27 protein-coding genes and 1 other RNA gene are annotated in these 26,287 nt (G+C 64.7%); 7 read left to right on the forward strand and 21 right to left on the reverse strand.

What is annotated here, in order from left to right:
* Positions 1 to 2: 2 nt before the first annotated feature.
* The 10 genes from murD to rsmI form a co-directional block, all read right to left on the reverse strand.
* The gene (gene murD / locus A9179_RS17975; RefSeq protein WP_187807580.1) at positions 3 to 1,349 is read right to left on the reverse strand and encodes a UDP-N-acetylmuramoyl-L-alanine--D-glutamate ligase; all 1,347 of its coding nucleotides are present in this window, start codon (positions 1,347 to 1,349) and stop codon (positions 3 to 5) included.
* Between the two features lie 6 nt (positions 1,350 to 1,355).
* Positions 1,356 to 2,438, reverse strand: a complete 1,083-nt coding sequence (gene mraY, locus A9179_RS17980; protein ID WP_187807581.1) for a phospho-N-acetylmuramoyl-pentapeptide-transferase — start codon at positions 2,436 to 2,438, stop codon at positions 1,356 to 1,358.
* Positions 2,439 to 3,806, reverse strand: coding sequence for a UDP-N-acetylmuramoyl-tripeptide--D-alanyl-D-alanine ligase (locus tag A9179_RS17985; protein WP_187807582.1), 1,368 nt, complete (start codon positions 3,804 to 3,806; stop codon positions 2,439 to 2,441). It lies immediately after the preceding gene.
* Positions 3,799 to 5,262, reverse strand: a complete 1,464-nt coding sequence (gene murE, locus A9179_RS17990; RefSeq protein ID WP_187807583.1) for a UDP-N-acetylmuramoyl-L-alanyl-D-glutamate--2,6-diaminopimelate ligase — start codon at positions 5,260 to 5,262, stop codon at positions 3,799 to 3,801. Before murE ends, A9179_RS17985 begins: the two co-directional genes overlap by 8 nt.
* Complete coding sequence (locus A9179_RS17995) at positions 5,262 to 7,013, reverse strand: peptidoglycan D,D-transpeptidase FtsI family protein (RefSeq protein WP_187807584.1); 1,752 nt, start codon at positions 7,011 to 7,013, stop codon at positions 5,262 to 5,264. Before A9179_RS17995 ends, murE begins: the two co-directional genes overlap by 1 nt.
* On the reverse strand, positions 7,010 to 7,303 hold the full coding sequence (gene ftsL, locus A9179_RS18000; RefSeq protein ID WP_187807585.1) for a cell division protein FtsL: 294 nt from the start codon (positions 7,301 to 7,303) through the stop codon (positions 7,010 to 7,012). The genes A9179_RS17995 and ftsL overlap by 4 nt, the downstream gene beginning before the upstream one ends.
* Positions 7,300 to 8,241, reverse strand: coding sequence for a 16S rRNA (cytosine(1402)-N(4))-methyltransferase RsmH (gene rsmH, locus A9179_RS18005; protein WP_187807586.1), 942 nt, complete (start codon positions 8,239 to 8,241; stop codon positions 7,300 to 7,302). The genes ftsL and rsmH overlap by 4 nt, the downstream gene beginning before the upstream one ends.
* A 2-nt stretch (positions 8,242 to 8,243) precedes the next feature.
* Positions 8,244 to 8,699, reverse strand: coding sequence for a division/cell wall cluster transcriptional repressor MraZ (gene mraZ / locus A9179_RS18010; protein WP_187807587.1), 456 nt, complete (start codon positions 8,697 to 8,699; stop codon positions 8,244 to 8,246).
* A 310-nt stretch (positions 8,700 to 9,009) separates the two neighbouring features.
* An RNA gene (gene rnpB / locus A9179_RS18015) (RNase P RNA component class A) lies at positions 9,010 to 9,357 on the reverse strand.
* Positions 9,358 to 9,397: 40 nt separating this feature from the next.
* A complete protein-coding gene (gene rsmI, locus A9179_RS18020) occupies positions 9,398 to 10,270 on the reverse strand; it encodes a 16S rRNA (cytidine(1402)-2'-O)-methyltransferase (RefSeq protein WP_187807588.1) in 873 nt (290 codons plus the stop codon).
* Between the two features lie 124 nt (positions 10,271 to 10,394).
* Between rsmI and A9179_RS18025 the strand changes: the two genes are divergently transcribed.
* The 4 genes from A9179_RS18025 to A9179_RS18040 all read left to right on the forward strand — a co-directional run bounded on the left by A9179_RS18025 (position 10,395) and on the right by A9179_RS18040 (position 13,830).
* On the forward strand, positions 10,395 to 12,206 hold the full coding sequence (locus A9179_RS18025) for a penicillin-binding protein activator (RefSeq protein WP_187807589.1): 1,812 nt from the start codon (positions 10,395 to 10,397) through the stop codon (positions 12,204 to 12,206).
* Positions 12,193 to 12,561, forward strand: a complete 369-nt coding sequence (locus A9179_RS18030) for a YraN family protein (protein WP_187807590.1) — start codon at positions 12,193 to 12,195, stop codon at positions 12,559 to 12,561. The genes A9179_RS18025 and A9179_RS18030 overlap by 14 nt, the downstream gene beginning before the upstream one ends.
* Before the next feature lie 145 nt (positions 12,562 to 12,706).
* The gene (locus A9179_RS18035; RefSeq protein WP_160493644.1) at positions 12,707 to 13,300 is read left to right on the forward strand and encodes a phosphoheptose isomerase; all 594 of its coding nucleotides are present in this window, start codon (positions 12,707 to 12,709) and stop codon (positions 13,298 to 13,300) included.
* Entirely contained in the window at positions 13,297 to 13,830 is a 534-nt protein-coding gene (locus A9179_RS18040; RefSeq protein ID WP_187807591.1) for a BON domain-containing protein, read from the forward strand. The genes A9179_RS18035 and A9179_RS18040 overlap by 4 nt, the downstream gene beginning before the upstream one ends.
* Before the next feature lie 79 nt (positions 13,831 to 13,909).
* On the opposite strand, the gene A9179_RS18045 is transcribed toward A9179_RS18040, so the two are convergent.
* From A9179_RS18045 to rplM, 7 genes are all read right to left on the reverse strand, one after another.
* Positions 13,910 to 14,329 (reverse strand): ClpXP protease specificity-enhancing factor, encoded by a 420-nt coding sequence (locus A9179_RS18045; RefSeq protein ID WP_187807592.1) that lies wholly within the window; start codon positions 14,327 to 14,329, stop codon positions 13,910 to 13,912.
* A 19-nt stretch (positions 14,330 to 14,348) separates the two neighbouring features.
* Positions 14,349 to 14,966 (reverse strand): glutathione S-transferase N-terminal domain-containing protein, encoded by a 618-nt coding sequence (locus tag A9179_RS18050; protein ID WP_187807593.1) that lies wholly within the window; start codon positions 14,964 to 14,966, stop codon positions 14,349 to 14,351.
* Between the two features lie 88 nt (positions 14,967 to 15,054).
* Positions 15,055 to 15,837 carry a cytochrome c1 gene (locus A9179_RS18055; protein WP_187807594.1) on the reverse strand — a complete coding sequence of 261 codons (783 nt, stop codon included), beginning with the start codon at positions 15,835 to 15,837 and terminating at the stop codon, positions 15,055 to 15,057.
* Complete coding sequence (locus A9179_RS18060; RefSeq protein WP_187808627.1) at positions 15,837 to 17,048, reverse strand: cytochrome b; 1,212 nt, start codon at positions 17,046 to 17,048, stop codon at positions 15,837 to 15,839. Before A9179_RS18060 ends, A9179_RS18055 begins: the two co-directional genes overlap by 1 nt.
* Positions 17,048 to 17,641 (reverse strand): ubiquinol-cytochrome c reductase iron-sulfur subunit, encoded by a 594-nt coding sequence (gene petA / locus A9179_RS18065; protein WP_187807595.1) that lies wholly within the window; start codon positions 17,639 to 17,641, stop codon positions 17,048 to 17,050. Before petA ends, A9179_RS18060 begins: the two co-directional genes overlap by 1 nt.
* Positions 17,642 to 17,892: 251 nt before the next feature.
* Positions 17,893 to 18,285 carry a 30S ribosomal protein S9 gene (gene rpsI / locus A9179_RS18070; RefSeq protein ID WP_187807596.1) on the reverse strand — a complete coding sequence of 131 codons (393 nt, stop codon included), beginning with the start codon at positions 18,283 to 18,285 and terminating at the stop codon, positions 17,893 to 17,895.
* 14 nt (positions 18,286 to 18,299) lie between these two features.
* Positions 18,300 to 18,728 (reverse strand): 50S ribosomal protein L13, encoded by a 429-nt coding sequence (gene rplM, locus A9179_RS18075; RefSeq protein ID WP_187807597.1) that lies wholly within the window; start codon positions 18,726 to 18,728, stop codon positions 18,300 to 18,302.
* A 274-nt stretch (positions 18,729 to 19,002) separates the two neighbouring features.
* Here rplM and A9179_RS18080 point away from each other — a divergent pair, with 274 nt between their 5' ends.
* Positions 19,003 to 20,040, forward strand: a complete 1,038-nt coding sequence (locus A9179_RS18080; protein ID WP_187807598.1) for an NADP(H)-dependent aldo-keto reductase — start codon at positions 19,003 to 19,005, stop codon at positions 20,038 to 20,040.
* A gap of 53 nt (positions 20,041 to 20,093) precedes the next feature.
* Here the strand turns inward: A9179_RS18080 and A9179_RS18085 are convergent, their stop codons facing one another.
* Positions 20,094 to 21,230: an acyl-CoA dehydrogenase family protein gene (locus A9179_RS18085; RefSeq protein WP_187807599.1), complete on the reverse strand. Its 1,137-nt coding sequence runs from the start codon at positions 21,228 to 21,230 to the stop codon at positions 20,094 to 20,096.
* A gap of 141 nt (positions 21,231 to 21,371) precedes the next feature.
* On the opposite strand from A9179_RS18085, the gene A9179_RS18090 reads away from it, so the two are divergent.
* A complete protein-coding gene (locus A9179_RS18090) occupies positions 21,372 to 22,367 on the forward strand; it encodes a GlxA family transcriptional regulator (RefSeq protein ID WP_394354741.1) in 996 nt (331 codons plus the stop codon).
* A gap of 57 nt (positions 22,368 to 22,424) precedes the next feature.
* On the opposite strand, the gene zapE is transcribed toward A9179_RS18090, so the two are convergent.
* The 3 genes from zapE to A9179_RS18105 form a co-directional block, all read right to left on the reverse strand.
* Positions 22,425 to 23,519 carry a cell division protein ZapE gene (gene zapE, locus A9179_RS18095; protein ID WP_187807600.1) on the reverse strand — a complete coding sequence of 365 codons (1,095 nt, stop codon included), beginning with the start codon at positions 23,517 to 23,519 and terminating at the stop codon, positions 22,425 to 22,427.
* Between the two features lie 85 nt (positions 23,520 to 23,604).
* Positions 23,605 to 24,951: a tryptophan--tRNA ligase gene (locus A9179_RS18100; protein WP_187807601.1), complete on the reverse strand. Its 1,347-nt coding sequence runs from the start codon at positions 24,949 to 24,951 to the stop codon at positions 23,605 to 23,607.
* Between the two features lie 18 nt (positions 24,952 to 24,969).
* Positions 24,970 to 25,596, reverse strand: coding sequence for an alpha/beta hydrolase (locus A9179_RS18105; RefSeq protein ID WP_187808629.1), 627 nt, complete (start codon positions 25,594 to 25,596; stop codon positions 24,970 to 24,972).
* A gap of 138 nt (positions 25,597 to 25,734) precedes the next feature.
* Between A9179_RS18105 and A9179_RS18110 the strand changes: the two genes are divergently transcribed.
* Complete coding sequence (locus A9179_RS18110; RefSeq protein WP_187807602.1) at positions 25,735 to 26,169, forward strand: Z-ring associated ZapG family protein; 435 nt, start codon at positions 25,735 to 25,737, stop codon at positions 26,167 to 26,169.
* Positions 26,170 to 26,287 lie beyond the last annotated feature (118 nt).

Consider the following 26,287-nt stretch of genomic DNA (forward strand, 5'->3'; position numbering starts at 1 on the left):
CTTCATTGCAGCGCCTCCGCAGCCTGGGCGAACAGGCGTCCGCGCTCTTCGAAGTTCTTGAACATGTCCAGGCTGGCGCAGGCCGGCGACAGCAGCACGGCATCGCCGGCCTCGGCCAGCTCGGCGCAGCGCTGCACCGCTTCGTCCAGCGTGCTCACCCGCACCAGCGGCGCGGCATTGCCCAGGGCGGCGGCGATTTGCTCGGCATCCCGACCGAGCAGCACCACGGCGCGGCAGAACTTGGCCACCGGCGCTTTCAGCGCGGAGAAGTCGGCGCCCTTGCCGTCGCCACCGGCGATCAGCACCAGCTTGCCGGCGATATCGGCACCCAGGCCTTCGATGGCGGCCAGGGCGGCGCCAACGTTGGTGGCCTTGGAGTCATCGTAGTAGCTCACCCCGCGCAGTTCGCGCACCCACTGGCAACGATGGGCCAGGCCGGCGAAGGTCTGCAGGGTCTCTAGCATCGGCGCGAACGGCAGGCCGACGGCATGGCCCAGGGCCAGGGCGGCCAGGGCATTGGACTGGTTGTGCGCGCCACGGATCTTCAGGGCAGCGGTCGGCAGCAGGGTCTCGAACTGGAAGGCCAGGTGCTTCTCGCCACCCTCCTCGATCAGGCCGAAGCGCTTGAAGTCCGGCTTGCCCAGGCCGAAGCTCCAGCACGGCACCTGGTCGGCGATCAGCGGACGCGACAGGGCGTCGTCGCGGTTGACCACTACCTGGCGCGCACCACGGAAGATGCGGTGCTTGGCCAGGTGGTACTGGGCCATGCCGGCGTAGCGATCCATATGGTCTTCGCTGATGTTCAGGCAGGTGGCGACTTCGGCGCCCAGGCGCTCGGTGGTTTCCAGTTGGAAACTGGACAGCTCCAGCACATACAGCTCGACGTCGTCGGCCAGCAGGTCCAGCGCCGGGGTACCGATATTGCCGCCGACGGCGACCTTCCTGCCGGCAGCCGCCGCCATCTCGCCGACCAGGGTGGTGACGGTGCTCTTGGCGTTGGAGCCGGTGATGGCGACGATCGGCGCCTTGGCGTGACGGGTGAACAGATCGATATCGCCGGACATCTTCACGCCACGGGCGGCCGCTTCACGCAGCGCTGGGGTAGCCAGGGCCAGGCCGGGGCTCACGTAGAGCTCCGAGGCGCGGCAGAGGAAGTCGACATCCAGCTCGCCGCAGCGCACTTCCACCTGCGGGTAGTCACGCTGCAGGGTCGCCAGTTCCGGCGGGTTCGCGCGCGTGTCGGCCACGGCGAAGCGCACGCCCTGCTGCGCGAGGAAGCGCACCAGGGACATGCCGCTCTTGCCGAGGCCGACAACGATGCGGAACTGGTCGGAAGCGATCAGCGACACTCTCTATTACCTCAGTTTCAGGGTGGCCAGGCCAACCAGTACCAGAATCACGGTGATGATCCAGAAGCGCACGATCACGCGAGGTTCCGGCCAGCCTTTCAATTCGAAGTGGTGGTGGATCGGCGCCATGCGGAACACGCGCTTGCCGGTCAGCTTGAAGCTGGCGACCTGGATGATCACCGACAGGGTTTCCATGACGAACACGCCGCCCATGATGAACAGGACGATTTCCTGGCGGACGATCACGGCGATGGTGCCCAGCGCGGCGCCGAGGGCCAGGGCGCCGACATCACCCATGAAGACTTGTGCCGGGTAGGTGTTGAACCACAGGAAGCCGAGGCCGGCACCGACCAGGGCGGCACAGAACACGATCAGCTCACCGGCGCCCGGCACGTAGGGGATCAGCAGGTAATCGGCGAATTTGATGTTGCCCGACAGGTAGCAGAAGATCGCCAGCGCACCAGCCACCAGCACGGTCGGCAGGATGGCCAGGCCGTCGAGGCCGTCAGTCAGGTTGACTGCGTTGCTGGTACCGACGATGACGAAGTAGGTCAGCACCACGAAGCCCACGCCCAGGGGAATGGCCACGTCCTTGAGCACCGGCAGGATCAGGGTGGTTTCCACCGGGCTCTGCGCGGTCATGTAGAGGAATACGGCGGCGCCTAGGCCGAACACCGACTGCCAGAAGTATTTCCAGCGGCTCGGCAGGCCACGCGAGTTCTTCTCGATCACCTTGCGATAGTCATCGACCCAGCCAATGGCGCCGAACAGCAGGGTCACGGCCAGCACCACCCACACGTAGCGGTTGGACAGGTCGGCCCACAGCAGGGTGCTGACGGCGATGGCGGACAGAATCAGCGCGCCACCCATGGTCGGCGTGCCCTTCTTCGACAGGTGCGATTGCGGGCCGTCGTTACGCACCGCCTGGCCGATCTGGCGGATCTGCAGGGTGCGGATCATCCACGGGCCGAGCCACAGCGACAGGGCCAGGGCGGTCAGCACGCCAAGAATCCCGCGCAGGGTCAGGTACTGGAATACACCGAAGCCGGTGTAGAACTGTTGCAGGTACTCCGCCAGCAGCAGCAGCATTTAGTGAGCCTCCCCCGATGCGCAGAGAGCCGCGACGACTTTTTCCATCGCCGCGCTGCGCGAACCTTTAATTAGAATGGTGGTATTGCCCGATTCGCGGCGAAGTGCCTCGATCAGGCTGGCTTGATCGGCGAAATGCTGTCCCTGCGCACCGAATGCCTTGACGGCATGGGCCATCAGCGGGCCCACGGCATACAGCGCGCTGACCTTGCCGGCGGCATGTGCGCCGACATCGCGATGGCCTTGCTCGGCCCACTCGCCCAACTCGCCCATATCTCCCAGCACCAGAACGGTGCGGCCGGAGAAGGCGGCGAGTATATCAACGGCGGCGCACATCGAAATCGGGTTGGCGTTGTAGGTGTCGTCTATCACTCGCGCACCATTCGTCGCCAGCTGAGCAACGGCGCGGCCTTTGACCGGCTGCAGGCTTTCCAGCCCGGCCTTGATCCCGACCAGCGGCACGCCGAGGGCAAATGCAGCGGCGGCGGCGGCCAGGGCATTGGCCACGCTGTGCTCGCCCAGCAGGTTGAGCTGGATGCGCGCCTCGCCAGCCTTGCCAGCCAGGGCGAAACCGGCGCAACCGCGGGCATCGCGCCACAGTTCGCTGGCGTACATATCGGCAGCCTGGTCGCGCAGGGCGAAGCTCAGTACCTGGCGGCCCTTGGCACGCGCCTGCCAGGTGGCAAAGGCCTTGTCGTCACGGTTGAGCACGGCCACGCCCTGCTCGCTCAGGCCTTCGAGAATCTCGCCCTTGGCCTCGACTATCTTCTCCGGCCCGCCGAACTCGCCGACATGGGCCAGCCCGGCATTGGTGATGATCGCCACCTGCGGCCGGGTCAGGCCGACGGTGTAAGCGATCTCGCCGATATGGTTGGCGCCCAGCTCGATCACCGCGCCAACATGCTCGGGCGCCAGCTCCAGTAGGGTCAGCGGCGCACCGAGGTCGTTGTTGAGGTTGCCACGGGTGGCCAGCACCTCGCCGTGCAGGCCGGCGCGCAGGATGCTGGCGAGCATTTCCTTGACCGTGGTCTTGCCGCTGGAACCGGTGACGGCAGCCAGCGGTTTGGCAAAGGCATTGCGGTTCAGCGCACCGAGCTGGCCGAGGGCGATGCGGGTGTCCTGCACCAGCAGCTGCGGCAGCGACGCGCCCGGCACTTCGCGCTGCACCAGAGCAGCCACGGCGCCCTTGGCGGCGACTTCGGCCAGGTAGTCGTGGCCATCGAAATTCGGCCCAACCAGGGCGATAAACAGCTGGCCGGCCGCGATCTTGCGGCTGTCGCTGGATACCGCGGCAAATGCCACATCGGTACCCAGCACACGCGCATTCAGGGCTGCAGCCACTTCGCTGAGCAGCAACGGCTTAAGCATGGGCAACCTCCCAGGCCTGCAGAGCCTTGGCGGTTTCGACCAGGTCGGAGAAGGCATGGCGCACGCCGTTGATCTCCTGATAGTCCTCGTGGCCCTTGCCGGCCAGCACTACCACGTCACCAACCTTGGCGCCGGCAATCAGCTGGGCAACGGCCTGGCCGCGACCGTGAACGAACTCGACCTGCTCCGGTTTGGCGAAGCCGGCACGGATATCGGCAACGATCTGCTGCGGGTCTTCCGTGCGCGGGTTGTCATCGGTGACCAGCACCACATCGGCCAGGCGCTCGGCCACCGCGGCCATCAGCGGGCGCTTGCCGCTGTCGCGATCGCCACCGCAGCCGAACAGGCACAGCAGGCGCCCGGTCACGTGCGGGCGCAGGGCCTCGAGTACTTTTTCCAGGGCATCCGGGGTGTGCGCGTAGTCCACCACCACCAGCGGCTGCTGGCCGCCGCCGAAGCGCTGCATGCGCCCGACCGGCCCCTGCAGCTGCGGCAGCACCCGCAGGATTTCGTCCAGGCCGTAGTTCAGACCGAGCAACGCGCCGACCACGGCCAGCAGGTTGCTCAGGTTGAAACGCCCGAGCAGCGGGCTGTGCAGATGACCCTCGCCTTGCGGGGTGACCAGTTGGGCACGTATGCCGTGGTCGTCGAAACTGGCCTGACGGCAGTACAGGTAGGCAGCGCTGTCGTTCAGGCTGTAGCTGATCAGGCGCGAGTCATGCTGCTCGGCAGCCAGCTGGCGACCGAAGTCGTCGTCCAGGTTGAGCACCCGGCATTTGAGCTCGGGCCAGGCAAACAGCTTGGCCTTGGCGGCGCCGTAGGCCTCCATAGTGCCGTGGTAATCGAGGTGGTCGCGCGACAGGTTGGTGAACACCGCCACGTCGAAGTCCAGGGCGGCCACCCGGCCCTGTTCCAGGCCATGGGACGACACTTCCATGGCCAGCGCACGGGCACCGGCCTGCTTCAGATCGGCCAGGGTGGCCTGCAGGGCAATCGGATCCGGGGTGGTGTGGCGGCCGCTCTCCAGGGCCTCGTAGAAGCCGCAACCGAGGGTGCCGACGATGCCGCAGCGCTCGCCCAGCTTGTCCAGAGCCTGGGCCAGTAACTGGCTGACGCTGGTCTTGCCGTTGGTGCCGGTGACGCCGACCAGGCGCAGGGCACGGCTCGGCTCGCCATAGAAGCGTCCGGCGATGGCCGACAGCTGGTTGGCCAGCCCCTTGATCGCCACCAGCTCGGCGCCCTTGGCGCTGACCACGGAGGAACCTTCGGCTTCATAGGCCACCGCGGCAGCGCCACGGGCGATGGCATCGACGATATGCGCGCGGCCATCCTGAGCAATGCCGGGTACGGCAAGGAACAGGTCGCCCGGGCGTACCTTGCGGCTGTCCAGGGTCAGTTCGCGGATCAGTACCGCCGACTGAGCCTGGGGCAACAATTGGTTGAGTGGCATGGGCATCAGATGCGCCCTCCCTTGCTACCGCTAGCATCGGCGGTTTGCTGCAGAGCCGCGCTCGGGTCGACCGGCGGCGGCAGGTTGTCCGGAGTGATGTTCATCAGGCGCAGAGAGCCGGCCATCACTTTGCTGAATACGGGGGCGGAAACCAGGCCACCGAAGTAGCCGGCCTTGCTCGGTTCGTCGATCACCACCACCAGGGCGATGCGCGGGTTGCCGCTCGGCGCGAAGCCGGCGAACAGCGAGCGGTAGGCGTTGGCGGTGTAGCCCTTGCTGCCGATGGTGGCCTTGCGCGCCGTGCCGCTCTTGCCGGACACGTGGTAGCCCGGCACCTGGGCGCGGAACACTCCGCGCGGCGCTTCGATCACTTGCTGGAGCATGCCCTGCATGGTCTTGGCCACGTCCTCGGGCAGCACTTGCGCGCCCTCGGGCTTGTTGTCCACCCGGGTCATCGACAGCGGCAGTACCTTGCCGTTGTTGGCCAGGGTGGCGTAGGCGTGGGCCAGCTGCACCGCAGTCACCGACAGGCCGTAGCCGTAGGACAGGGTGGCGGTCTCGGCCTGGCGCCATTCGCGGTGGCTCGGCAGCGTGCCGACGCGCTCGCCGGGGAAACCGAGGCCGGTGTCCTGGCCGAAGCCCAGGTTGCTCATCAGGTCGTGGATGGACTCGCCGCCGATGTCGAAGGCGATCTTGCTCATGCCGACGTTACTGGAGTTGATCAGAATGCCGGTCAGGTCGAGCACGCGGCCTTCGGTCTTGGACACATCCTTGATGGTGTAGCGGCCGATCTGCAGCGAGCCCGGCCAGACTTCGACCTGATCGGTCGGTTTCCAGCGCCCGGTCTGCAGGGCGGCACTCATCGACAGCGGCTTGACCGTCGAGCCGGGCTCGAACACGTCGATCATGGCGCGGTTGCGCATGGCGGCCGGCTGCAGGTTGCGGCGGTTGTTCGGGTTGTAGGTCGGCTGGTTGACCATGGCCAGCACTTCTCCGGTCTTCACGTCGACCATCACCAGGCTGCCGGCCTTGGCGCCGTTCTCGATCAGCGCATTGCGCAGCTCGCGGTGAGCCAGGTACTGCAGGCGCAGGTCGATGGACAGGGCCAGGGTCTTGCCGGCCTTGGCGTTCTGGCTGACCTGCACGTCCTTGATCAGACGGCCACGGCGATCCTTGAGCACCTGGCGCTTGCCCGGCACGCCGGCCAGCCACTCGTCGAAGGCCAGCTCCACGCCCTCGCGGCCACGGTCGTCGACGTCGGTGAAACCGATCACGTGGGCAGCCACTTCGCCGGCCGGATAGAAACGCCGGAATTCCTCCAGGCTGTACACGCCCGGCACCTTGAGCGCGAGAATCTGCTCGCCCTGCTCCGGGGTCAGGCCGCGCACCAGGTACATGAACTCGCGTTCGCTGGCCTGTTCCAGGCGCTGGGCGAAGCTTTTCGGCTCTTGCCCGAGGGCGACCGCCAGGGCTGGCCACTGCTCACGGGCCTTGGCCAGCTCCTTGCCGTTGGCCCACAGGGTGATCACCGGAGTGCTGACGGCCAGCGGCTCACCATTGCGGTCGGTGATCAGGCCGCGGTGTGCGGGGATCGGGATATGGCGCACGCTGCGCGCATCGCCATGGGCCTGGAGGAAGTCATGGTCGATCACGTGCAGGTCGATGATGCGCCAGGAGATCGCCCCGACCATCAGCGCCAGCAGCGCCAGCACCAGGCGGAAGCGCCAGGGATAGAGAGCGCCTTCGAGCCCAATCATGGCGCCACCATCTGTACTTCGGCCGGCTCGGGAATGCGCATGTGCAGCTGCCCGGTGGCCAGCGCCTCGATGCGGTTGTGCGCAGTCCAGGTGCTCTGTTCGAGAATCAGCCGGCCCCACTCGGCCTGGGCCTTGTCGCGCACGCTGAGCTCGGCGTACAGGCCGTTGAGCAACTGGCGGTTCCAGTGCGCGCTGTAGGACACGGCGATGGCCGACAGCAGCACGGCGCCGAACAACAGCACCAGCAGCAGGCTGCCGGGCGGCAAGGGCTTGGCGTACAGACGGCTCAACGCAGCTTCTCCGCTACGCGCAGCACGGCGCTGCGCGAGCGCGGGTTGGCCTTGAGCTCGGCCTCGGAAGCGAACTGCGGCTTGCCCAGCAGCTTCAGGCGCGGCTCGAAAGCCTTGGGGATGATCGGCAGATCACGCGGCAGATTGTCGGCCTCGCCCTTGGCGTGGCGCTTCATGAACTGTTTGACGATGCGGTCTTCCAGCGAGTGGAAGCTGATCACCGACAGGCGGCCGCCCACGGCCAGGGTTTCCAGCGCCGCATCGAGGCCGCGCTCGAGGTCGCCCAACTCGTTGTTGACGTGAATACGCAGGCCCTGGAAGGCGCGGGTCGCCGGGTTCTTGCCCTTTTCCCAGGCCGGATTGGCCTCGGTCAGCACGGCCGCCAGATCGGCGGTACGCTCGAACGGCTTGAGCGCGCGGCGCTCGACTACAGCGCGGGCCATGCGCTTGGCAAAGCGCTCCTCGCCGTACTCCTTGAATACCCGGGCGATCTCGTCGGCGCTGGCGGTGGCGATGAACTCGGCGGCGCTGATGCCGGCATCCGGGTTCATGCGCATGTCCAGCGGGCCGTCATTGAGGAAGCTGAAGCCACGCTCGGCGTCGTCCAGCTGCGGCGAGGACACGCCGAGGTCGAGCAGGATGCCGTCGACCTTGCCCGCCAGGCCACGCACGGCAGTTTCTTCACCCAGCTCGGCAAAGCTGCGCTGCACAACGACGAAGCGGCCGTCTTCGGCCGCCAGTGCATTTCCTGTGGCAATCGCCAGCGGGTCTTTGTCGAAACCCAGCAGGCGCCCGTCTGGCCCGAGCCTTTCGAGGATCAGTCGACTGTGCCCTCCCCTGCCGAAGGTGCCATCCAGATAGCAGCCATCCGCACGCACGGCGAGGCCGTCGACAGCTTCGTCGAGCAGCACGGTGATATGGCGGAAGCTATCGGTCATGGTCACAGGATCAGATCACGCAGGTCGTCCGGCAGAGCACCGGGTTGTTTGATGGCGGCCAGGTCGGCATCGGCAAGCGCGTTCCAGGCATCCTCGTTCCACAGTTGGAATTTGTTCAGCTGGCCGACCAGCATCGCGTGCTTGTCCAGGCCAGCATGCCCGCGCAGGCGCGGCGGCACCAGGAAGCGGCCGCTGCCGTCCAGCTCGATATCCACGGCATTGCCGATCAGCAGGCGTTGCAGGCGACGGGTTTCTTCACGCAGGGACGGCAGATCGCGCAGCTTGGCTTCGATCAGCTCCCATTCGGGCAGGGGGTATACGCACAGGCAGGGGTCGACGGCATCAATGGTGACGATGAGCTGGCCAGCACAACGCGAAACCAGCTCGTCGCGATACCGGCTCGGCATCGCGAGTCGCCCTTTGGCGTCGAGACTGATGGCGTTAGCTCCGCGAAACAAGGCTGCGCTTCCCCACTGTAATTAGCTTTCCGTGCCCATTTAACCCACTTCATGCCACTTTGTGCCACTTCGGCACACTATAGGAATGCGGACACCCCAGCGTCAAGGCACGCCAAGTGGGAAAAATCCTTACAGGACCGCGATTTAGCGAACTAAGAGAGGGATTTTCGGGGGTAAAACGAGGGTGTTTTTGAGGCCTTTTCTTGCAGGCACGCGAAGATGAACTTCGAACTTAAAGTAATTTCTCAAGAGTAAGATTTTTTCGGTATTACAGAGGAGGGAGAACGCAACGAAGCGGAGGGAGAAGAAGCAGGAGAGTCGATCTGTAAGCCGGGTTCTGTCGAGGACAGTCATTCCTCTACGACGTACATCACTGCACGCCTCTAGCAACCTACCCGGTTCCAGCGCGGGCCACGCCAATGGAACCCTATTTGGTCTTGCTCCGAGTGGGGTTTACCTAGCCACGGACTGTTGCCAGCCGTGCGGTGCGCTCTTACCGCACCTTTTCACCCTTACCGGCGCTTGCGCGCTTAGGCGGTTATTTTCTGTGGCACTTTCCGTAGGCTCACGCCTCCCAGGCGTTACCTGGCACTCCGCCCTTTGGAGCCCGGACTTTCCTCCCCCTTCTTGCGAAGGCGGCGACTGCCCGATCGACTCTCCAGCGCCAAGGGTAACGACCCCGGCGCCGCAGAACAAGCTCAAGCGTCCTTTTGCCGCTCAAGGGCAACCTGATACAGCAGGTTCTTGCGCACGCTGGTGATCTCCGCCGCCAGCGCCGCCGCGCGCTTGAGCGGCAATTCGGCGAGCAGCAGATCGAGCACACGCAGCGCCTCGCCACTGATCGCCTCGTCGCCTTCCGGCGCCTGCCAGCCAGCCACCAGCACCACGCACTCACCACGCTGCTGGTTGCTGTCGGCCGCCACCCAGTCATGCAGCTCGCCCAGCGGCAGGCCCTTGAGGGTCTCGAAGGTCTTGGTCAGCTCACGCCCGAGCACAGCCTCGCGCTCGGCGCCAAACACCTCGCGCATGTCGGCCAGGCACTCCAGGATGCGATGCGGCGCCTCATAGAAGATCAAAGTGCGCGAATCCTCCGCCACCTGCTGCAGGCGCGCCTGGCGCCCGGCCGTCTTGGCTGGCAGAAACCCCTCGAAGCTGAAGCGATCGGACGGCAGCCCGGCAGCCGACAGGGCGGCGATCAGCGCACAGGCCCCCGGCACCGGCACCACCCGCACTCCGGCAGCACGCGCCGCACGCACCAGGTGAAAACCCGGATCGGAAATCAGCGGGGTGCCGGCATCGGAAATCAACGCCACATCCTCGCCGGCCTGCAGCTTGGCGAGAAAACGCCCACCCTGTTCGCGCTCGTTGTGCTCGTGACAGGCTGCCAGCGGCGTGGCGATGCCGAAATGCTGCAGCAGACGCACCGAATGCCGGGTGTCCTCGGCGGCGATCAGCGCCACCTCGCGCAGGATGCGCAGGGCCCGGGCGCTGATGTCGTCCAGATTGCCGATCGGCGTGGCAACTACATAGAGAGTGCCGCTGGCGACATCGGGAACGGCGGAAAAGCTCACAGCACACCTCGGCAAAAGCACAAAGCGCGCATTGTAGCCCGTTTCACCGCAGCGAGATCGCACGAGCGGCGGGCCTTGGGTACAATCCCGGCTTCTTTTTTGATCAGTACCAGGAACGTATTAGATGATCGCCTGCCTGCGTCCGCTTTCCGCCCTCTGCCTCGCCGGCCTGCTGGTTGCCTGCGCCAGCTCGCCCTCGTCCACCCTGGGGGAACTGCCGCGCACACCGCAAGCCAGCATCGAGCAGCTGCTTGAACAAGCCAGCAGCAGCCCCGCCGAGCAAGCCGCCCTGCTGCGCCTGTCCGCCGCCGACCTGGCCTACCAGCAACAGGATCTCGGCCGCGCCGCACGCATCCTCGAGGAAGTCCCACTGGAAGGCCTGAAACCGGCCCAGCAGGTCTTCGCCAGCACCCTCGCCGCCGAAATCGCCATGGCCCGCAACAAGCCGAAGAGCGCCCTGCAGGCCCTGCAGCACCCCAGCCTGGAGCGTCTGGGCGAGCTGCCGGTGGAGCTGCAGGTGCGCACCCAGCTGGTACGCGCCCGCGCCCTGGCTGCAGACGGCCAGACCCTGGCCGCCGCCCGCGAGCGCGTGTACATCGCCCCGCTGCTGTCCGGCGCCGCCGCCAGCAGCAACCACGAGGAGATCTGGACATTGGTCGCCAGCCTGCCGCAGAGCCAGCTGCAGAGCTCCGGCGACAGCGACCTGGACGGCTGGCTGAGCCTGGCCCTGGCGACCAAGAATGCCGGCACCCCGGATCAGCAACTGGCCGCCATCGACACCTGGAAAGCCCAGCATGCGCAACACCCGGCCGCCGAGCAACTGCCGCAGGCCCTAAGCAAGCTCAAGGAGCTGGTCGGCCAGCCGCTGCAGAAGATCGCCCTGCTGCTGCCGGAATCCGGCCAGCTGGCCGCAGTGGCCCGCGCCCTGCGCGACGGCTTCATGGCCGCCCACTACCAGGCCCAGCAGGCCGGGCAGAATCCGCCGCAGGTACAGCTCTATGACAGCTCGCGCCTGACCTCGCTGGATGACTTCTACCGCCAGGCCCAGGCCGACGGCGTGCAACTGGTGATCGGCCCGCTGGAGAAACCGCTGGTCAAGCAGCTCAGCGAACGCCCGCAGCTGCCGCTGACCACCCTGGCCCTGAACTACAGCGAAGCCGGCCGCGAAGCCCCGGCGCAACTGTTCCAGTTCGGCCTGGCCGCCGAAGACGAAGCCCGCGAGGTCGCGCGCCGCGCCTGGGCCGATGGCATGCGCCGCGCCGTAGCCCTGGTGCCGCGCGGCGAATGGGGTGACCGCGTGCTGGCTGCCTTCCAGCAGAGCTGGCAGGGCGCCGGCGGCAGCCTGATTGCCGCCGAGCACGTCGACCAGCCGGTGGAACTGGCCCAGCAGATCGCCGACCTGTTCCAGCTGCGCGAGAGCGAAGCCCGCGCCAAGCGCCTGCAGAACACCCTCGGCACCGCCGTGGCCGGCCAGCCGGCACGCCGCCAGGACATCGACTTCATCTTCCTCGCTGCCACCCCGCAGCAGGCCCAGCAGATCAAGCCGACCCTGGCCTTCCAGTACGCCGGAGACGTACCGGTCTATGCCACCTCGCACCTCTACACCGGCGGCGCCAACCCGGCGCAGTACATGGATCTGGAAGGCATCCGTTTCTGCGAGACGCCCTGGCTGCTGGACGCCAACGACCCGCTGCGCCAGCAGGTCGACAGCCAGTGGCCGCAAGCCGCCGGCAGTCTAGGCCGCCTGTACGCCATGGGCGTCGACGCCTACCGCCTGGCGCCGCGCCTGAGCCAGCTCAAAGCCCTGCCGGACAGCCGCGTCGAGGGCCTTTCCGGCAGCCTCAGCCTGAACGCCAGCCAGCGCGTCGAGCGTCAGCTGCCCTGGGCCGAGTTCCACAACGGCCAGGTACAGCGCCTGCCGGATGCCACCTATTAACAGCCGCCAGGACAGCGGGCGCGCCGCCGAACAGCAGGCGCGCCGGCATCTGGAACAACAGGGCCTGCGCCTGCTGGCGCAGAACTGGCTGTGCCGCCGCGGCGAGCTCGATCTGGTCATGCTCGACGGCGATACAGTAGTATTCGTCGAGGTTCGCTACCGCCGCCACAGCGGCTGGGGCGGCGCCCTGGAGAGCATCGATGCGCGCAAGCGCGAACGCCTGATCCAGGCCGCTCAGCACTTCCTGCAGCAGGAAAGCCGCTGGGCCCGCTCACCCTGTCGCTTCGACGTGGTGGCGATCGACGCCACCCCGAACGGCAAACCGAACTGGCTGCAGAATGCCTTTGAGACGTGAATAAGCCCGATCAATTATTTCTAGTCGACCCCGCTGCGCCTGTTCCGCTACAACAGCGGACAACAACCGCAGCCAAGGCGCGCAAGTTAGCGACTCCCGACTTCCCCGGCTGTTCCACCAGCCCGTACATCGAAGGTCACCACTGATGGACATGCAATCCCGAATTCGCCAGATGTTCCAGGCCAGCATCGACACCAAGCAGCAGGCCATGGAAGTGCTGGTTCCGTTTATCGAGCACGGCAGCCAGGTGATGGTCAACGCCCTGCTCAACGAGGGCAAGATCCTCTCCTGCGGCAACGGCGGCTCGGCCGGCGATGCCCAGCACTTCTCCTCCGAGCTGCTCAACCGCTTCGAGCGCGAGCGCCCGAGCCTGCCGGCCATCGCCCTGACCACCGACAGCTCGACCATCACCTCGATCGCCAACGACTACAGCTACAACGAAGTTTTTTCCAAGCAGATCCGCGCCCTCGGCCAGCCCGGCGACGTGCTGCTGGCGATCTCCACCAGCGGCAACTCGGCCAACGTGATTCAGGCCATCCAGGCCGCACATGATCGCGAAATGATTGTCGTAGCTCTGACCGGGCGCGATGGCGGCGGCATGGCTTCCCTGCTGCTGCCGGAAGACGTGGAAATCCGCGTGCCATCCAAGGTCACCGCACGCATCCAGGAAGTGCATCTGCTGGCGATCCACTGCCTGTGCGACCTGATTGATCGTCAACTGTTCGGGAGTGAAGAATGACCCGCAATCCGCTGATCCTCGCCACCCTGGCCCTCGGCCTCGTTCTGGGTGGCTGCAGCAACCGCAGCATCGGCAACAAGATCGATGACCAGTTCCTCGAGCCGTCCGTAGCCAGCGAGATCTCGCGCAGCCATGCCGACCTGACCTCGCCGACCTCGCATATCGTGGTTACCTCCTACAACGGGGTGATCCTGCTGGCTGGCCAGACCCCGCGCGCCGACCTCAAGGACAAGGCCGGCCAGGCCGCCACCCGCGTCCAGGGGGTGAAGAAGCTGCACAACGAACTGCAGGTGCTGCAGCCCAGCTCGCTGGCCGCGCGCAGCAACGATGCACTGATCACCAGCAAGCTGAAGACCCTGATGCTGGCCGACAGCAAGGTGCCCAGCGCTCGGGTCAAGGTGGTTACCGAGAACGGTATCGTCTACCTGCTGGGCCTGGTGACCCACGCCGAGGGCGCCAGCGCCACCAACGTGGTACAGAGCGCTTCCGGCGTGCAGAAGGTGGTCAAGCTGTTCCAGTACACCGACTGAACCCTGCAGCAGAAAGCAAAAAGGCGATCCAGATGGATCGCCTTTTTTGTGGGCGGTCGCCAGGCGACCAGCCCGCCTCCTACTTGACCACTTTCAGGCTGGGGCGCCCACTGGGCCGTGGCGGCTCGCCGCCGGACGGGCCGTCGTCGTCCGGGCCATCTTCATCCTCGACTTCCTCGTCGTCGACCGGCGGCTCCAGTTCGAAGACCATGCCCTGGCCATTCTCCCGGGCGTAGATGGCCAGCATGGCCCCCGCCGGAATGAACAGCGAATGGGCCACGCCACCGAAACGCCCCTCGAAGCTGACCGCCTCGTTATCCATGTGCAGGCTGCGCACGGCACTGGGCGAGACATTGAGGACGATCTGCCCGTCATTGGCGAAGCCGGCCGGCACGCGCACCCCCGGAAACTCGGCATTGACCAGCAGATGCGGCGTGCAGTCGTTGTCGACTATCCACTCGTAGAGAGCCCGTACCAGGTAAGGACGACTGGAGTTCATCTGGATTGACCTCCTGCGCTCAGCGCATGTTGCGTTCAACGGCGGACAGACTGGCCTGGAAGGCCTCACGGGCGAACTGGCGCTCCATGTAGTCCAGCAATGGCTTGGCCGGGCGCGGCAGCTCGATACCCAGCAGCGGCAGGCGCCAGAGGATCGGCAGCAGGCAGCAATCGACCAGGCTCAGTTCTTCACTGAGGAAGAACGGCTTGTCGGCGAACAGTGGCGATACCCCGGTCAGGCTCTCACGCAGCTCCTTGCGCGCCAAGACCTTCTGCGCCTCCTTGATACGCGGATCGAGAATCTGGTCGACCAGCTTGCACCAGTCGCGCTGGATGCGATGGATCAGCAGACGACTGTTGGCCCGCGCCACCGGATACACCGGCAACAGCGGCGGATGCGGGTAGCGCTCGTCGAGATACTCCATCACCACGGTCGACTCGTACAGCGCCAGATCGCGATCCACCAGGGTCGGCAGGCTGCCGTAGGGGTTGACCTCGGCCAGCCGCGGCGGGCAACGGCCACCCTCGACGTCGATGATCTCGGCGCTGACGCCCTTCTCGGCCAGCACCAGGCGCACGCGATGGGAATAATGGTCGGCAGGGTCGGAATAGCAGGCCAGCTTATTGGGCGCGGCCATGGCGTCCCTCCTTTTTATCGAAATACCAGAAACAGAAAAACGCACGCGCCCATAGGGGCGCGTGCGTCGACAGCGTTACCGCGATGGATCAGTGCACGTCCTTCCAGTATTCGCGCTTGAGCAGGTAGGCGAACACGAAGAAGAAGGCCAGGTACAGCAGTACGTAGGTACCGATGCGCTGGCTCTCCAGCTTGACCGGGTTGGCCGAGTACGCGAGGAAGGTCACCAGGTTGTGCACCGTCTCGTCGAACTCCGCTTCGGTCTGAGTACCGCTCTTCGGCACGATGGTCAGCTGGTCGCAGGCTTCGTGAGTGATCGGCGCGCCGGTCAGCGGGTCGAACTGCTTCTTGCCCTCTTCAACCACCTGAACCTGCTTGCAACCTACGACCTGGCGACCCTGCAGGCCAACCAGCACGTTGGGCATGCCGACGTTCGGGAACACCTTGTTGTTCACACCCCACGGACGGGTGGAGTCTTCATAGAAGGAACGCAGGTAGGTGTACAGCCAGTCGGTACCACGCACACGAGCCACCAGGGTCAGGTCGGGCGGCGCCGCACCGAACCAGACCTTGGCATCCTGCGGACGCATGCCGTTCTGCATGTGGTCACCGATCTTGGCACCGGTGAACACCAGGTTTTCCATCATCAGCGCTTCCGGAATGCCCAGGTCGGTGGCTACACGCTCGTAGCGCTGGAACTTGGCACTGTGGCAGCCCATGCAATAGTTGGCGAAGGTACGCGCACCATCCTGCAGGGCAGCCTTGTCGGTCAGGTCGATATCGACCTGATCGAGATGGACTTCATGGCCGGAGGACGCCAGAGCCAGAGCCGGCAGAGCGGCGAATACAAATGCAGCAAATAGCTTCTTCATCAGCCAGTCACCCTTTCCGGAACCGGTTTAGTCTTCTCCATCCGGGTGTAGAACGGCATCAGGATGAAGTAGGCGAAATACAGCGCGGTGCAGATACGCGCCAGCAGCGTGCGCTCATCGGTCGGCGGCAGAACACCAAGCACGCCGAGAATCACGAAGGACACGCAGAACACCAGCAGCCAGCCCTTGCTCAGCCAGCCCTTGTAGCGCATCGACTTGACCGGGCTACGATCCAGCCACGGCAGGACGAACAGCACGGCAATGGCGGCGCCCATGGCGATTACGCCCAGCAGCTTGTCCGGAACGGCACGCAGGATGGCGTAGAACGGGGTGAAGTACCACACCGGAGCAATGTGCTCAGGGGTCTTGAAGGCGTTGGCCTGTTCGAAGTTCGGCTTCTCGAGGAAGTAACCGCCCATCTCCGGGAAGAAGAAGATGATGGCGCAGAACACGAACAGGAAGACCACCACGCCGACGATGTCTTTCACGGTGTAGTAGGGATGGAAGGCGATGCCGTCGAGCGGAATGCCGTTCTCGTCCTTCTTCTTCTTGATGTCGACGCCGTCCGGGTTGTTCGAACCGACTTCGTGCAGCGCCAGGATGTGCAGCACGACCAGGCCGAGCAGGACGATCGGCAGCGCGATCACGTGCAGGGCGAAGAAGCGGTTCAGGGTGATACCGGAGATCAGGTAGTCACCACGGATCCACTGGGTCAGGTCATCGCCGATCACCGGGATGGCACCGAACAGCGAGATGATCACCTGGGCACCCCAGTAGGACATCTGGCCCCAGGGCAGCAGGTAGCCCATGAAGGCCTCGGCCATCAGGGCGAGGTAGATCAGCATGCCGAACACCCACACCAACTCGCGCGGCTTCTGGTAGGAACCGTAGAGCAGGCCGCGGAACATGTGCATGTAGACCACGATGAAGAACGCCGAGGCACCGGTGGAGTGCATCAGGCGAATGATCCAGCCGTAGTCCACGTCGCGCATGATGTATTCGACGGAGGCGAAGGCCTCCTCGGCGGACGGGGTGAAGCTCATGGTCAGCCAGATACCGGTCAGGATCTGGTTAACCAGCACCAGCAGTGCCAGGGAGCCGAAGAAGTAGAAGAAGTTGAAGTTCTTCGGGGCGTAGTACTTGCTCAGATGGTCTTCCCACATCTTGGTCGCGGGGAAGCGCGCATCGATCCAGGCCATGAACTTTTCCATCATGCTTTCTCCTGGTCTACGCCAACGACGATGACGTCATCGGACTCGTACGAGTGCGGCGGAACCGGCAGGTTCTTCGGCGCCGGCTGGCCCTTGTATACGCGACCGGCGAGGTCGTACTTGGAACCATGGCAGGGGCAGAAATAACCACCGACCCACTCGGCACCCAGGTCGGCCGGCGCTACTTCCGGACGGAAGGACGGCGAGCAGCCCAGGTGGGTGCACAGACCGACCAGCACCAGCAGCTCGGGCTTGATCGAGCGGTTCTGCGCATCGACATAGGTCGGCTGGGTGGAATCCTTGGACTCCGGGTCAGCCATCTTGTCGTGGATCTTGCCCAGGTTGGCCAGGATTTCCTCAGTACGGCGCACGATGAACACCGGCTGGCCGCGCCACTCGGCAACCATCTGCTGGCCGGGCTCAACCTTGGCGATATTCACTTTCACCGGTGCACCAGCGGCCTTGGCCTTGGCACTGGGGAACCATGACCCCACAAACGGAGTCGCAGCACCCACCGCTCCGGCAGCACCCACCACGGAGGTGGCCGCTACCAGGAAGCGACGCCGGCCTGCATTCACGCCGTCATTGCTCATTCAGTCGTCTCCCATCAGCTTTGTGGCCTGTTGTTCAGGCCTCTACTAGGTAATAAATCGGGCCGCACAAAATTTGCCGAATGGTAAAGAAAAGCCCCTTTTCTGACAAGGTAATTACTGGATACAAATACCCTGAAAGCCTTGCAGAACGGGCCTCGCACCAATGCGACAGGTTGTCGCACAGCCAAACAGACGCGCATAAAAAACGCCCAGCTCCGAAGAGACTGGGCGCCTTTGAACGTAGCAGCGAATTAACGCTTGGAGTACTGCGGACGCTTACGCGCTTTGCGCAGACCGACTTTCTTACGTTCAACTTCGCGGGCGTCACGAGTGACGTAGCCAGCTTTACGCAGCGGGCTGCGCAGGCTTTCGTCGTACTCGATCAGAGCGCGGGTGATGCCATGACGGATGGCACCGGCTTGACCGCTGACACCACCACCGAGAACGGTGACGTAGATGTCGAACTTCTCAGTGGTCTCGGTCAGCTCCAGCGGCTGACGCACGACCATGCGAGCGGTTTCGCGACCGAAGAAGGTATCCAGGGTGCGATTGTTGATGGAGATTTTGCCAGTACCCGGACGCAGGAAGACGCGTGCGGTAGCGGTCTTGCGACGGCCGGTGCCGTAGTTTTGAGTCGCCGACATAATGAACTATTCCGTTAAATCTTCAGTTCTTGGGGCTGCTGAGCGGTGTGCGGGTGAACGGCACCCTTGTACACCTTCAGCTTGCGATACATGTCGCGACCCAGCGGGTTTTTCGGCAGCATGCCCTTGACCGCGGTCTCGATCACGCGCTCGGGGGCTTTGGCGATCAGCTTCTCGAAGCTGATTTCCTTGATGCCGCCCGGGAAGCCGGTGTGCGAGTAGTACATCTTGTCACTGGTCTTGGCGCCGGTCACACGCACCTGCTCGGCATTGATCACGACGATGTAGTCGCCGGTATCAACGTGCGGGGTGTATTCCGCTTTGTGCTTGCCACGCAGGCGGCTAGCAATTTCAGTGGCCAGACGACCCAGGGTCTGACCTGCAGCGTCGACGACGTACCAGTCGCGCTTAACAGTTTCCGGTTTTGCAGTAAAAGTCTTCATTCGCTATAGCCTCAGGGGCCGCCCTGAAAATAAGACGGCGGATCTTACTGAATAGTGCTTGCTTTGACAAGTCAAAGACGGCCGGAAACAGACGCTATCGGGGGCTCGGGTCAGCGCGTCCGCTACGGCAGGGGTTCGGCGGGCTAGGCATCCCCACCTTCTTTCTCGTGCAGGCTAGGCATCCCCGCTGAGAAAGCCGCGGAATTATGCCGGTTGCAGCAAAAATAGCAACCTGCTTTATGATCGGTGTTTTCGCCACGCCAAGGAGTTACGCATGGAATACCGCCAACTGGGTCGCAGCGACCTGAAGGTCAGCGCCCTGTGCCTGGGCAGCATGACCTGGGGCGAACAGAACAAGGAAAGCGACGGTTTTGCCCAGATCGACCGGGCAGCCGCGGCCGGGATCAACTTCCTGGATACCGCCGAGATGTACCCGGTACCACCGCGCGGCGAAACCTATGGCGCCACCGAGCGCATCATCGGCAACTACTTCAAGGCCCGCGGCAATCGCGCCGACTGGATCATCGCCAGCAAGGTGGCCGGCCCCGGCAACGGCATCGACTACATTCGCGACGGCCAGCTCAAGCACAACCGCACGCACATAGTCGCCGCCCTCGACGACAGCCTGAAGCGCCTGCAGACCGACTGGATCGACCTCTACCAGCTGCACTGGCCGGAGCGCAGCACCAACTTCTTCGGCCAGCTCGGTTACCGCCACCAGGAGCAGGACTTCACCCCGCTGCAGGAAACCCTGGAAGCCCTCGCCGAACAGGTCAAGGCCGGCAAGATCCGCCATATCGGCCTGTCCAACGAAACGCCGTGGGGCACCATGAAGTACCTGCAGCTGGCCGACAGCCTGAACCTGCCGCGCGCCGTCTCCATCCAGAACCCCTACAACCTGCTCAACCGCAGCTTCGAAGTGGGCATGGCCGAAGTGGCGATGCGCGAGCAGTGCGGCTTGCTGGCCTACTCGCCGCTGGCCTTCGGCATGCTTTCCGGCAAATACGACAACGGCGCGCGGCCGATCAACGGGCGCATCACCCTGTTCAGCCGTTTCACCCGCTACACCAACCCGCAATCCCAGGCCGCCTGCGCCCGCTACGTGCACCTGGCGCGCAAGCACGCGCTCAATCCGGCGCAGATGGCCCTGGCCTTCGTCACCGCACAACCCTTCGTCACCAGCAACATCATCGGCGCCACTACCCTTGAGCAGCTGGAATGCAACCTGCGCAGCGTCGAGCTGAAACTCAGCCCCGAGGTGCTGGAAGGGATCGAGGCGATCCAACGCGAGCACCCCAACCCGGCGCCCTGAGCCCGCCAAGAAAAAGCCCGGCATGTGCCGGGCTTTTTCATTACCGCCGAGATTTACAGGGCGCGGCTGATGATCTCCTTCATGATCTCGTTGGTGCCGGCATAGATGCGCTGCACCCGCGAATCGGCCCAGGCGCGGGCGATCGGATATTCCCACATGTAGCCGTAGCCGCCATGCAGCTGCACGCATTCGTCGATCACCTTGCACTGCAGGTCGGTACCCCAGTACTTGAGCATCGCCGCGGTCGGCACATCCAGTTTCTTGTTCAGGTGCAGTTCCAGGCAGCGATCGACGAATACCCGGCCGATCTGGATCTCGGTGGCCATTTCGGCCAGCTTGAAGCGGGTGTTCTGAAAGTCCGCCACCGCCCGGCCGAACGCCTTGCGGTCACGGGTGTAGTCCAGCGTCCACTGCAGCGCCGCCTCGGCCGAGGCAATGGCGCCGACACCCACGGTCAGGCGCTCCTGCGGCAGCTCCTGCATCAGGTAGATGAAACCCATGCCTTCCTTGCCGAGCAGGTTGGCCTTGGGAATGCGTACATCCTGGAAGAACAGCTCGGAGGTGTCCTGAGCCTTCATGCCGACCTTTTCCAGGCGCTTGCCCTTGGCGAAGCCCGGCGTGCCGGCCTCCACCAGGAACAGGCTGATGCCCTTGGCCCCGGCCTTGGGATCGGTCTTGGCCACCACGATCACCAGGTCGGCCAGCCAGCCGTTGGTGATGAAGGTCTTGGAGCCGTTGAGCACGTACTCGTCGCCATCCAGCACGGCAGTGGTCTTCACCCCCTGCAGGTCGGAGCCGGTACCCGGCTCGGTCATGGCGATGGCAGTCACCAGCTCGCCGCTCACCAGCTTGGGCAGGTAGTGCAGCTTCTGCTCTTCCGAGCCGTAGTGAAGGATGTAGGGCGCAGCGATATCCGAGTGCAGGGAGAAGCCGATGCCGGACAGCCCCAGGCGCGACTGCTCTTCGATCACCACGGCGCTGTAGAGGAAGTCAGCAGCCATGCCGCCGTATTCCTCCGGCAGGTGCGAGCAGAGCATCCCCGCCTCGCCGGCCTTGTTCCACAGGGCGCGGTCGATATGGCCATCCTTCTCCCACTGGGCATGGAAGGGCACCGCCTCCTGCTCGAAGAATTTGCGCACGGACTGGCGGAATTGCTCGTGCTCGTGACTGAACAGGGTTCTTGGAATCATTGTTGTACCTGCATCTGAGTGGTCATGGAATGAGCACCACTCTAGGCCAGCCCCTGCATGGGAAACACTGGACACATCCGACAAAAAATAAGACGATCCAGCCACTGAATGACCGTTTCACCACCTACAAGAATAACTGCCATGCCCGCGACAGCCGCCCTGACCCGTATCTGCATCCTCGCCACCGAAGGCGTCTTCGCCGCCACCCTGATGCAGGCCCGCGACTTCTTCCACATGGCCGGCATGCGCTACAGCAAGCAGCAGGGCCTGGACATGGCCACCAACTTCCAGATCCGCGTGGTCAGTCCGGACGGCCAGGCGGTCACCAGCTTCAGCCAGGCCAATATCCAGGTCGACGGCGCCCTGGAAGCGGCCGACGTGATCATCCTGCCGGCCTTCTGGGGCGACTTCGACGAGCTGCGCCAGCGCTACCCGCAGGTCATCCCCTGGCTGCGCCAGCAGCATGCCGCCGGCGCCGCCCTGTGCGGCGAGGCCACCGGGGTGTTCTGGATGGCCGAGGCCGGCCTGCTCGACGGCAAGGAGGCGACCACCTACTGGCGTTTCTTCCGCGAGTTCGCCGAGCGTTTCCCGCGGGTGCTGCTCAACCAGGACAAGCACCTGTCGGACGCCGACAACCTGTACTGCGCCGGCGGCGTCACCTCGGCCTGTGACATGTACATCTACCTGATCGAGCGCTATTGCGGCGCCTCCATCGCCCAGGGCGTGGCCCGCGACATCCTCTACGAGACCCAGCGCAGCTACAGCCCCGGGCGCATCGGCTTTGGCGGGCAGAAGCTGCACCAGGACGTGGCCATCCTGCAGGTGCAGCAGTGGCTGGAAGAGCACTTCGCGGAGAAATTCCGCATCGAAGACGTGGCCCGCGAGCACGGCATGAGCATTCGCAACTTTATGCGCAGATTTCAAAGTGCAACGGGCGACAAACCGCTGCACTACCTGCAGCGCCTGCGCATCGAGACCGCCAAGGGCCTGCTCAGCTCCACCCGCAAGAGCATCAAAACCATCAGCTATGAAGTCGGCTACGACGACGCCAGCTTCTTCGCCCGCCTGTTCCGCCAGCATGCCGAGCTGTCGCCCAACCAGTACCGCCGCCAGTTCCTGCACAAGGACGGCGCCTGAAACGCAGAAGGGCTGCCCATGGGCAGCCCTTCTTGCATGTGCAGCGCAAATCGCCGATTAAGGCTTGTGTGGCCGCGACAGGAACTCGTGGGACTGCATCTCCAGCAGGCGGCTGAGGGTACGCTGGAACTCGAAGTTCAGGCGGCCACCGCTGTACAGATCCTTCAGCTCCACCTCGGCCGAGATGATCAGCTTGACGTTGCGGTCGTAGAATTCGTCCACCAGGTTGATGAAGCGCCGCGCCATGTCGTCCTTGGCCACGCCCATCTGCTCGACGTTGGCCAGGATCACCGCGTGGAAGATTTTGCCCAGCTCGATGTAGTCGTTCTGGCTGCGCGGGCCGTCGCACAGCTCGCGGAACTCGAACCAGGCCACGTCCTCGCAGACCCGCACCGCGTTGATCGGGCGGTTCTCGATGATCAGCGCCTCGTTCTCCACCGCCTGGGTGCAGTCCGGCAGCAGGCTCTGGAAGCTCTGCTTGAGGCTGACTTCCGCCTCGGCATCCAGCGGCCAGTGGAACAGCTCGGCCTGCTCGAGGGCCCGCAGGCGATAGTCGACGCCGCTGTCGACGTTGACCACGTCGGTGTACTGCTTGACCAGGGCGATTGCCGGCAGGAAGCGCGCGCGCTGCAGGCCGTCCTTGTACAGGCCGTCCGGCACGATGTTGGAGGTCGCCACCAGGCTCACGCCGTTCTTGAACAGCTCCTCCAGCAGGCTCGCCAGGATCATCGCGTCGGTAATGTCGGAGACGAAGAACTCGTCGAAGCAGATCACCCGCGCCTCATCGGCAAAGCGCTTGCCGATGATGGTCAGCGGGTTCTTCTCGCCCTTGAGGGTGCGCATCTCTTCGTGCACGCGCTTCATGAAGCGGTGGAAGTGGGTGCGCATCTTGCGCTCGAACGGCAGCGCATCGAAGAAGGTGTCCACCAGGTAGGTCTTGCCGCGCCCTACCCCGCCCCAGAAGTACAGGCCCTTGACCGGCTCCTGGCGCTTCTTGCCGAACAGACTGCCCAGCAGGCCGGGCTTGTTGCGCTCGTCGGCCACCAGCTCGTCGTACAGACGCTGCAGATGGCGCACGGCGTTTTCCTGCGCGGCGTCGTGGAAGAAGTCCGGCCGCTTCAGATCGGCCTGATAACGCTCAAGAGGAGTCATGCTGGGAACTTCGGTAACAAAAACGGGGCGGTCACTTTAGCGACGCGCCCCGTGCTTGGCAATCGGCCAGTAGCCGCGCAGGCCTTTATTCCTGCGGGGCCAGTGCCTCGCGCAGGCGGGCGATGGCCGCTTCCCGGCTCGCCGCATCGGCAAAAGCCGGGCTTTCGCCCACCGCTTCGCCATCCAGCCACAGGGCAAAAGCCGCGCCCTGCTCACGCACATCCAGCGCCTCGCCGGACTGCAGGCGCTTGCTCACCTGCCCAGCGGCCTTGCCGTCGGCAAAGGATTTCGACAGCAGCAGCTGCTCGCCGGCGGCATCCAGCAGGCGGAAACGGAAGCTGCCGTCGTCGTCACGGAAGCTGACGATACGCGCGCTCTTGGCTGCTTTCTTCTTCTCGCCGCCGGCCACCTGCACCTGCTCGCGGAACGAGCGCAGGCCCACGGCCTCGCGCAGCTCGCCGAGGAACGGGGTGGCGGTCTTGCGCGCCTTGGCGGCGCCGGCGAGGAGAATGTCTTCCAGATCGGCCGGCTTGGTGATCAGCGCGTTGTAGCGCTCGCGGGCCTCGCCCAGCTCGGCGTCGAGCAGCTGGAACAGGCGGTTCTTCGCCTCGCCCCAGCCCAGGCCGCCTTCCAGCTCGGCACGGAACTCGGCCTGCTGCGCCTGGCTGGCGAAGGCCTGGTACAGGGTGAACAGGTGCGAGCCGTCGACGTCCTTGGCCTCGCCCGGCAGCTTAGAGTCGGTAACGATGCGCGCGATGACATCCTTGAGCTGCTTGGCCGTGCCGAACAGCGGGATGGTGTTGTCGTAGCTCTTGCTCATCTTGCGCCCGTCGAGGCCGGGCAGGGTCGCCACTTCCTCCTCGATCACCGCCTCGGGCAAGGTGAACAGTTCCTTGCCATTGCCGAACAGGTGGTTGAAGCGTTGGCCGATATCACGGGCCATCTCCACGTGCTGGATCTGGTCGCGGCCGACCGGCACCTTGTGCGCGTTGAACATCAGGATGTCTGCCGCCATCAACACCGGGTAGCTGAACAGGCCCATGGTGATGCCGGCATCCGGGTCTTCGCCCTGCTCGACGTTCTTGTCCACCGAAGCCTTGTAGGCGTGGGCGCGGTTGAGCAGGCCCTTGCCGGCGACGCAGGTGAGCAGCCAGCACAGCTCGGGAATCTCGGGAATGTCGGACTGGCGATAGAAGGTCGCCTTGTCCACGTCCAGGCCGCAAGCCAGCCAGGTGGCGGCGATTTCCAGGCGCGAGCGCTGGATGCGTGCCGGCTCGTCGCACTTGATCAACGCGTGGTAGTCGGCGAGGAAGTAGAAAGAGTCGGCGTCGGCGGCGCGGCTGGCAACGATGGCCGGACGGATGGCGCCGGCGTAGTTGCCCAGGTGCGGGGTGCCGGTGGTGGTGATGCCGGTAAGGATACGGGTGGTCATCTGGGAGATCGCTTCGACTTATTGGAGGCGCGGTTGCACGAGCTCTTTCAGCTCGGGCAGCTTGCCGTGAAAAAAGTGGCCGCATTCTGCCACTTTCAGCAGCTCGTGGGCACGCGGCAACGCGGCCGACCAGGCATACACCACTGCCGGCTCGATCACTTCGTCCTGCTCGGGCTGGATCACCGTGAGCTGAGCCTGCTCAGGCAGGTGCTCGGGAGCCTGCAGGCGCTGCACGGCGGGGGCGACCATGAACAGGTTGGCAACGGCCACGCCCTGATCTTCCAGGCGCCCGGCCAGGACCGCTGCGACGAAACCGCCGAAGGAGAAGCCGAACAGACTCAGCGGCAGTTGCGGCTGCTGGGCGCGCAGCCAGTTGGCGGCCGCCTCGGCATCATCCACCTCGCCCGTGCCCATGTCATGGCTACCGGCGCTGGCGCCGACACCGCGGTAATTGAAACGCAGGGTGCTGTAGCCCATGTCGCGCACCGCACGCTGCAGGGTGGAGACCACCTTGTTGAGCATGGTGCCGCCCTGTACCGGGTTGGGATGACAGATCAGGGCCACGCCCTTGGCGTCCGGCACTTCGAGGTAGAGGGCTTCCAGCGGGCCGCAGGGGCCTTCGAAGGAAAGAGGGGTTTCGCGGATCAACTGCAGGAACTCCGTGACCCCGGAACGGGTCGACACGTCTTGGTTAAGCACAACGCACAACACGGCTCAGGTGCGGTATACAGCTCGAGTTAGAGCCGCTACCGTAAAGCAAAGCCGTATAGAGAGGAAGGACTCGTGGAACAGACGATCACGCCCTGGTTGCTCCCCGCCATCGCCCTGCTGGCCGGTGTTGCCATCGGCTTTCTGCTGGCGCGCCTGCTGCCCAACGCCGCCCCCGGCCGCACCCAGCGCCAGCTGGACGATATGCAGCAGCGCTTCGACGCCTACCAGAGCGAAGTGGTGACCCACTTCAACACCACCGCCAGCCTGGTCAAGAAGCTCACCCAGAGCTACCAGGAAGTGCAGGAACACCTGTCCGACGGCGCCAGCCGCCTGGCCGCCGACGAACTCACCCGCCAGCGCCTGCTGGCCGCGCTCAACAGCGAGGAAGTCAAGGCACCGCGCGAGCGCCTGACCCCGCCGAAGAACAACGAGATGCCCAAGGACTACGCACCGAAATCCCCGGACGCCCCCGGCACCCTGGACGAGACCTTCGGCCTCAAGCGCTGATAGTTCGAAGCAATAAAAAAAGCCCCGCCGATGCGGGGCTTTTTATTGGCTGACGCTCCAGCACCAGAAACCACGACGCGGCCCATGCGGGGGGCGCAGCGCACCCTAGGGCCAGCAG

The sequence above is a fragment of the Pseudomonas alcaligenes genome (assembly GCF_014490745.1).
Taxonomy (GTDB): Bacteria; Pseudomonadota; Gammaproteobacteria; order Pseudomonadales; family Pseudomonadaceae; genus Aquipseudomonas; species Aquipseudomonas alcaligenes_C.

What these genes read in the sequence shown, in the direction of transcription:
- A9179_RS18060 (WP_187808627.1), bottom strand. Translation starts at nt 17,048, where the DNA reads ATGGAAAAGTTCATGGCCTGGATCGATGCGCGCTTCCCCGCGACCAAG.
- A9179_RS18085 (WP_187807599.1), bottom strand. Translation starts at nt 21,230, where the DNA reads ATGATTCCAAGAACCCTGTTCAGTCACGAGCACGAGCAATTCCGCCAG.
- A9179_RS18025 (WP_187807589.1), top strand. Translation starts at nt 10,395, where the DNA reads ATGATCGCCTGCCTGCGTCCGCTTTCCGCCCTCTGCCTCGCCGGCCTG.
- A9179_RS18045 (WP_187807592.1), bottom strand. Translation starts at nt 14,329, where the DNA reads ATGAACTCCAGTCGTCCTTACCTGGTACGGGCTCTCTACGAGTGGATA.
- A9179_RS18050 (WP_187807593.1), bottom strand. Translation starts at nt 14,966, where the DNA reads ATGGCCGCGCCCAATAAGCTGGCCTGCTATTCCGACCCTGCCGACCAT.
- A9179_RS17995 (WP_187807584.1), bottom strand. Translation starts at nt 7,013, where the DNA reads ATGATTGGGCTCGAAGGCGCTCTCTATCCCTGGCGCTTCCGCCTGGTG.
- rplM (WP_187807597.1), bottom strand. Translation starts at nt 18,728, where the DNA reads ATGAAGACTTTTACTGCAAAACCGGAAACTGTTAAGCGCGACTGGTAC.
- A9179_RS18090 (WP_394354741.1), top strand. Translation starts at nt 21,372, where the DNA reads ATGCCCGCGACAGCCGCCCTGACCCGTATCTGCATCCTCGCCACCGAA.
- A9179_RS18035 (WP_160493644.1), top strand. Translation starts at nt 12,707, where the DNA reads ATGGACATGCAATCCCGAATTCGCCAGATGTTCCAGGCCAGCATCGAC.
- A9179_RS18030 (WP_187807590.1), top strand. Translation starts at nt 12,193, where the DNA reads ATGCCACCTATTAACAGCCGCCAGGACAGCGGGCGCGCCGCCGAACAG.
- mraY (WP_187807581.1), bottom strand. Translation starts at nt 2,438, where the DNA reads ATGCTGCTGCTGCTGGCGGAGTACCTGCAACAGTTCTACACCGGCTTC.
- rpsI (WP_187807596.1), bottom strand. Translation starts at nt 18,285, where the DNA reads ATGTCGGCGACTCAAAACTACGGCACCGGCCGTCGCAAGACCGCTACC.
- A9179_RS17985 (WP_187807582.1), bottom strand. Translation starts at nt 3,806, where the DNA reads ATGCTTAAGCCGTTGCTGCTCAGCGAAGTGGCTGCAGCCCTGAATGCG.
- murE (WP_187807583.1), bottom strand. Translation starts at nt 5,262, where the DNA reads ATGCCCATGCCACTCAACCAATTGTTGCCCCAGGCTCAGTCGGCGGTA.
- zapE (WP_187807600.1), bottom strand. Translation starts at nt 23,519, where the DNA reads ATGACTCCTCTTGAGCGTTATCAGGCCGATCTGAAGCGGCCGGACTTC.
- A9179_RS18100 (WP_187807601.1), bottom strand. Translation starts at nt 24,951, where the DNA reads ATGACCACCCGTATCCTTACCGGCATCACCACCACCGGCACCCCGCAC.
- A9179_RS18055 (WP_187807594.1), bottom strand. Translation starts at nt 15,837, where the DNA reads ATGAAGAAGCTATTTGCTGCATTTGTATTCGCCGCTCTGCCGGCTCTG.
- rsmH (WP_187807586.1), bottom strand. Translation starts at nt 8,241, where the DNA reads ATGACCGATAGCTTCCGCCATATCACCGTGCTGCTCGACGAAGCTGTC.
- A9179_RS18080 (WP_187807598.1), top strand. Translation starts at nt 19,003, where the DNA reads ATGGAATACCGCCAACTGGGTCGCAGCGACCTGAAGGTCAGCGCCCTG.
- A9179_RS18040 (WP_187807591.1), top strand. Translation starts at nt 13,297, where the DNA reads ATGACCCGCAATCCGCTGATCCTCGCCACCCTGGCCCTCGGCCTCGTT.
- petA (WP_187807595.1), bottom strand. Translation starts at nt 17,641, where the DNA reads ATGAGCAATGACGGCGTGAATGCAGGCCGGCGTCGCTTCCTGGTAGCG.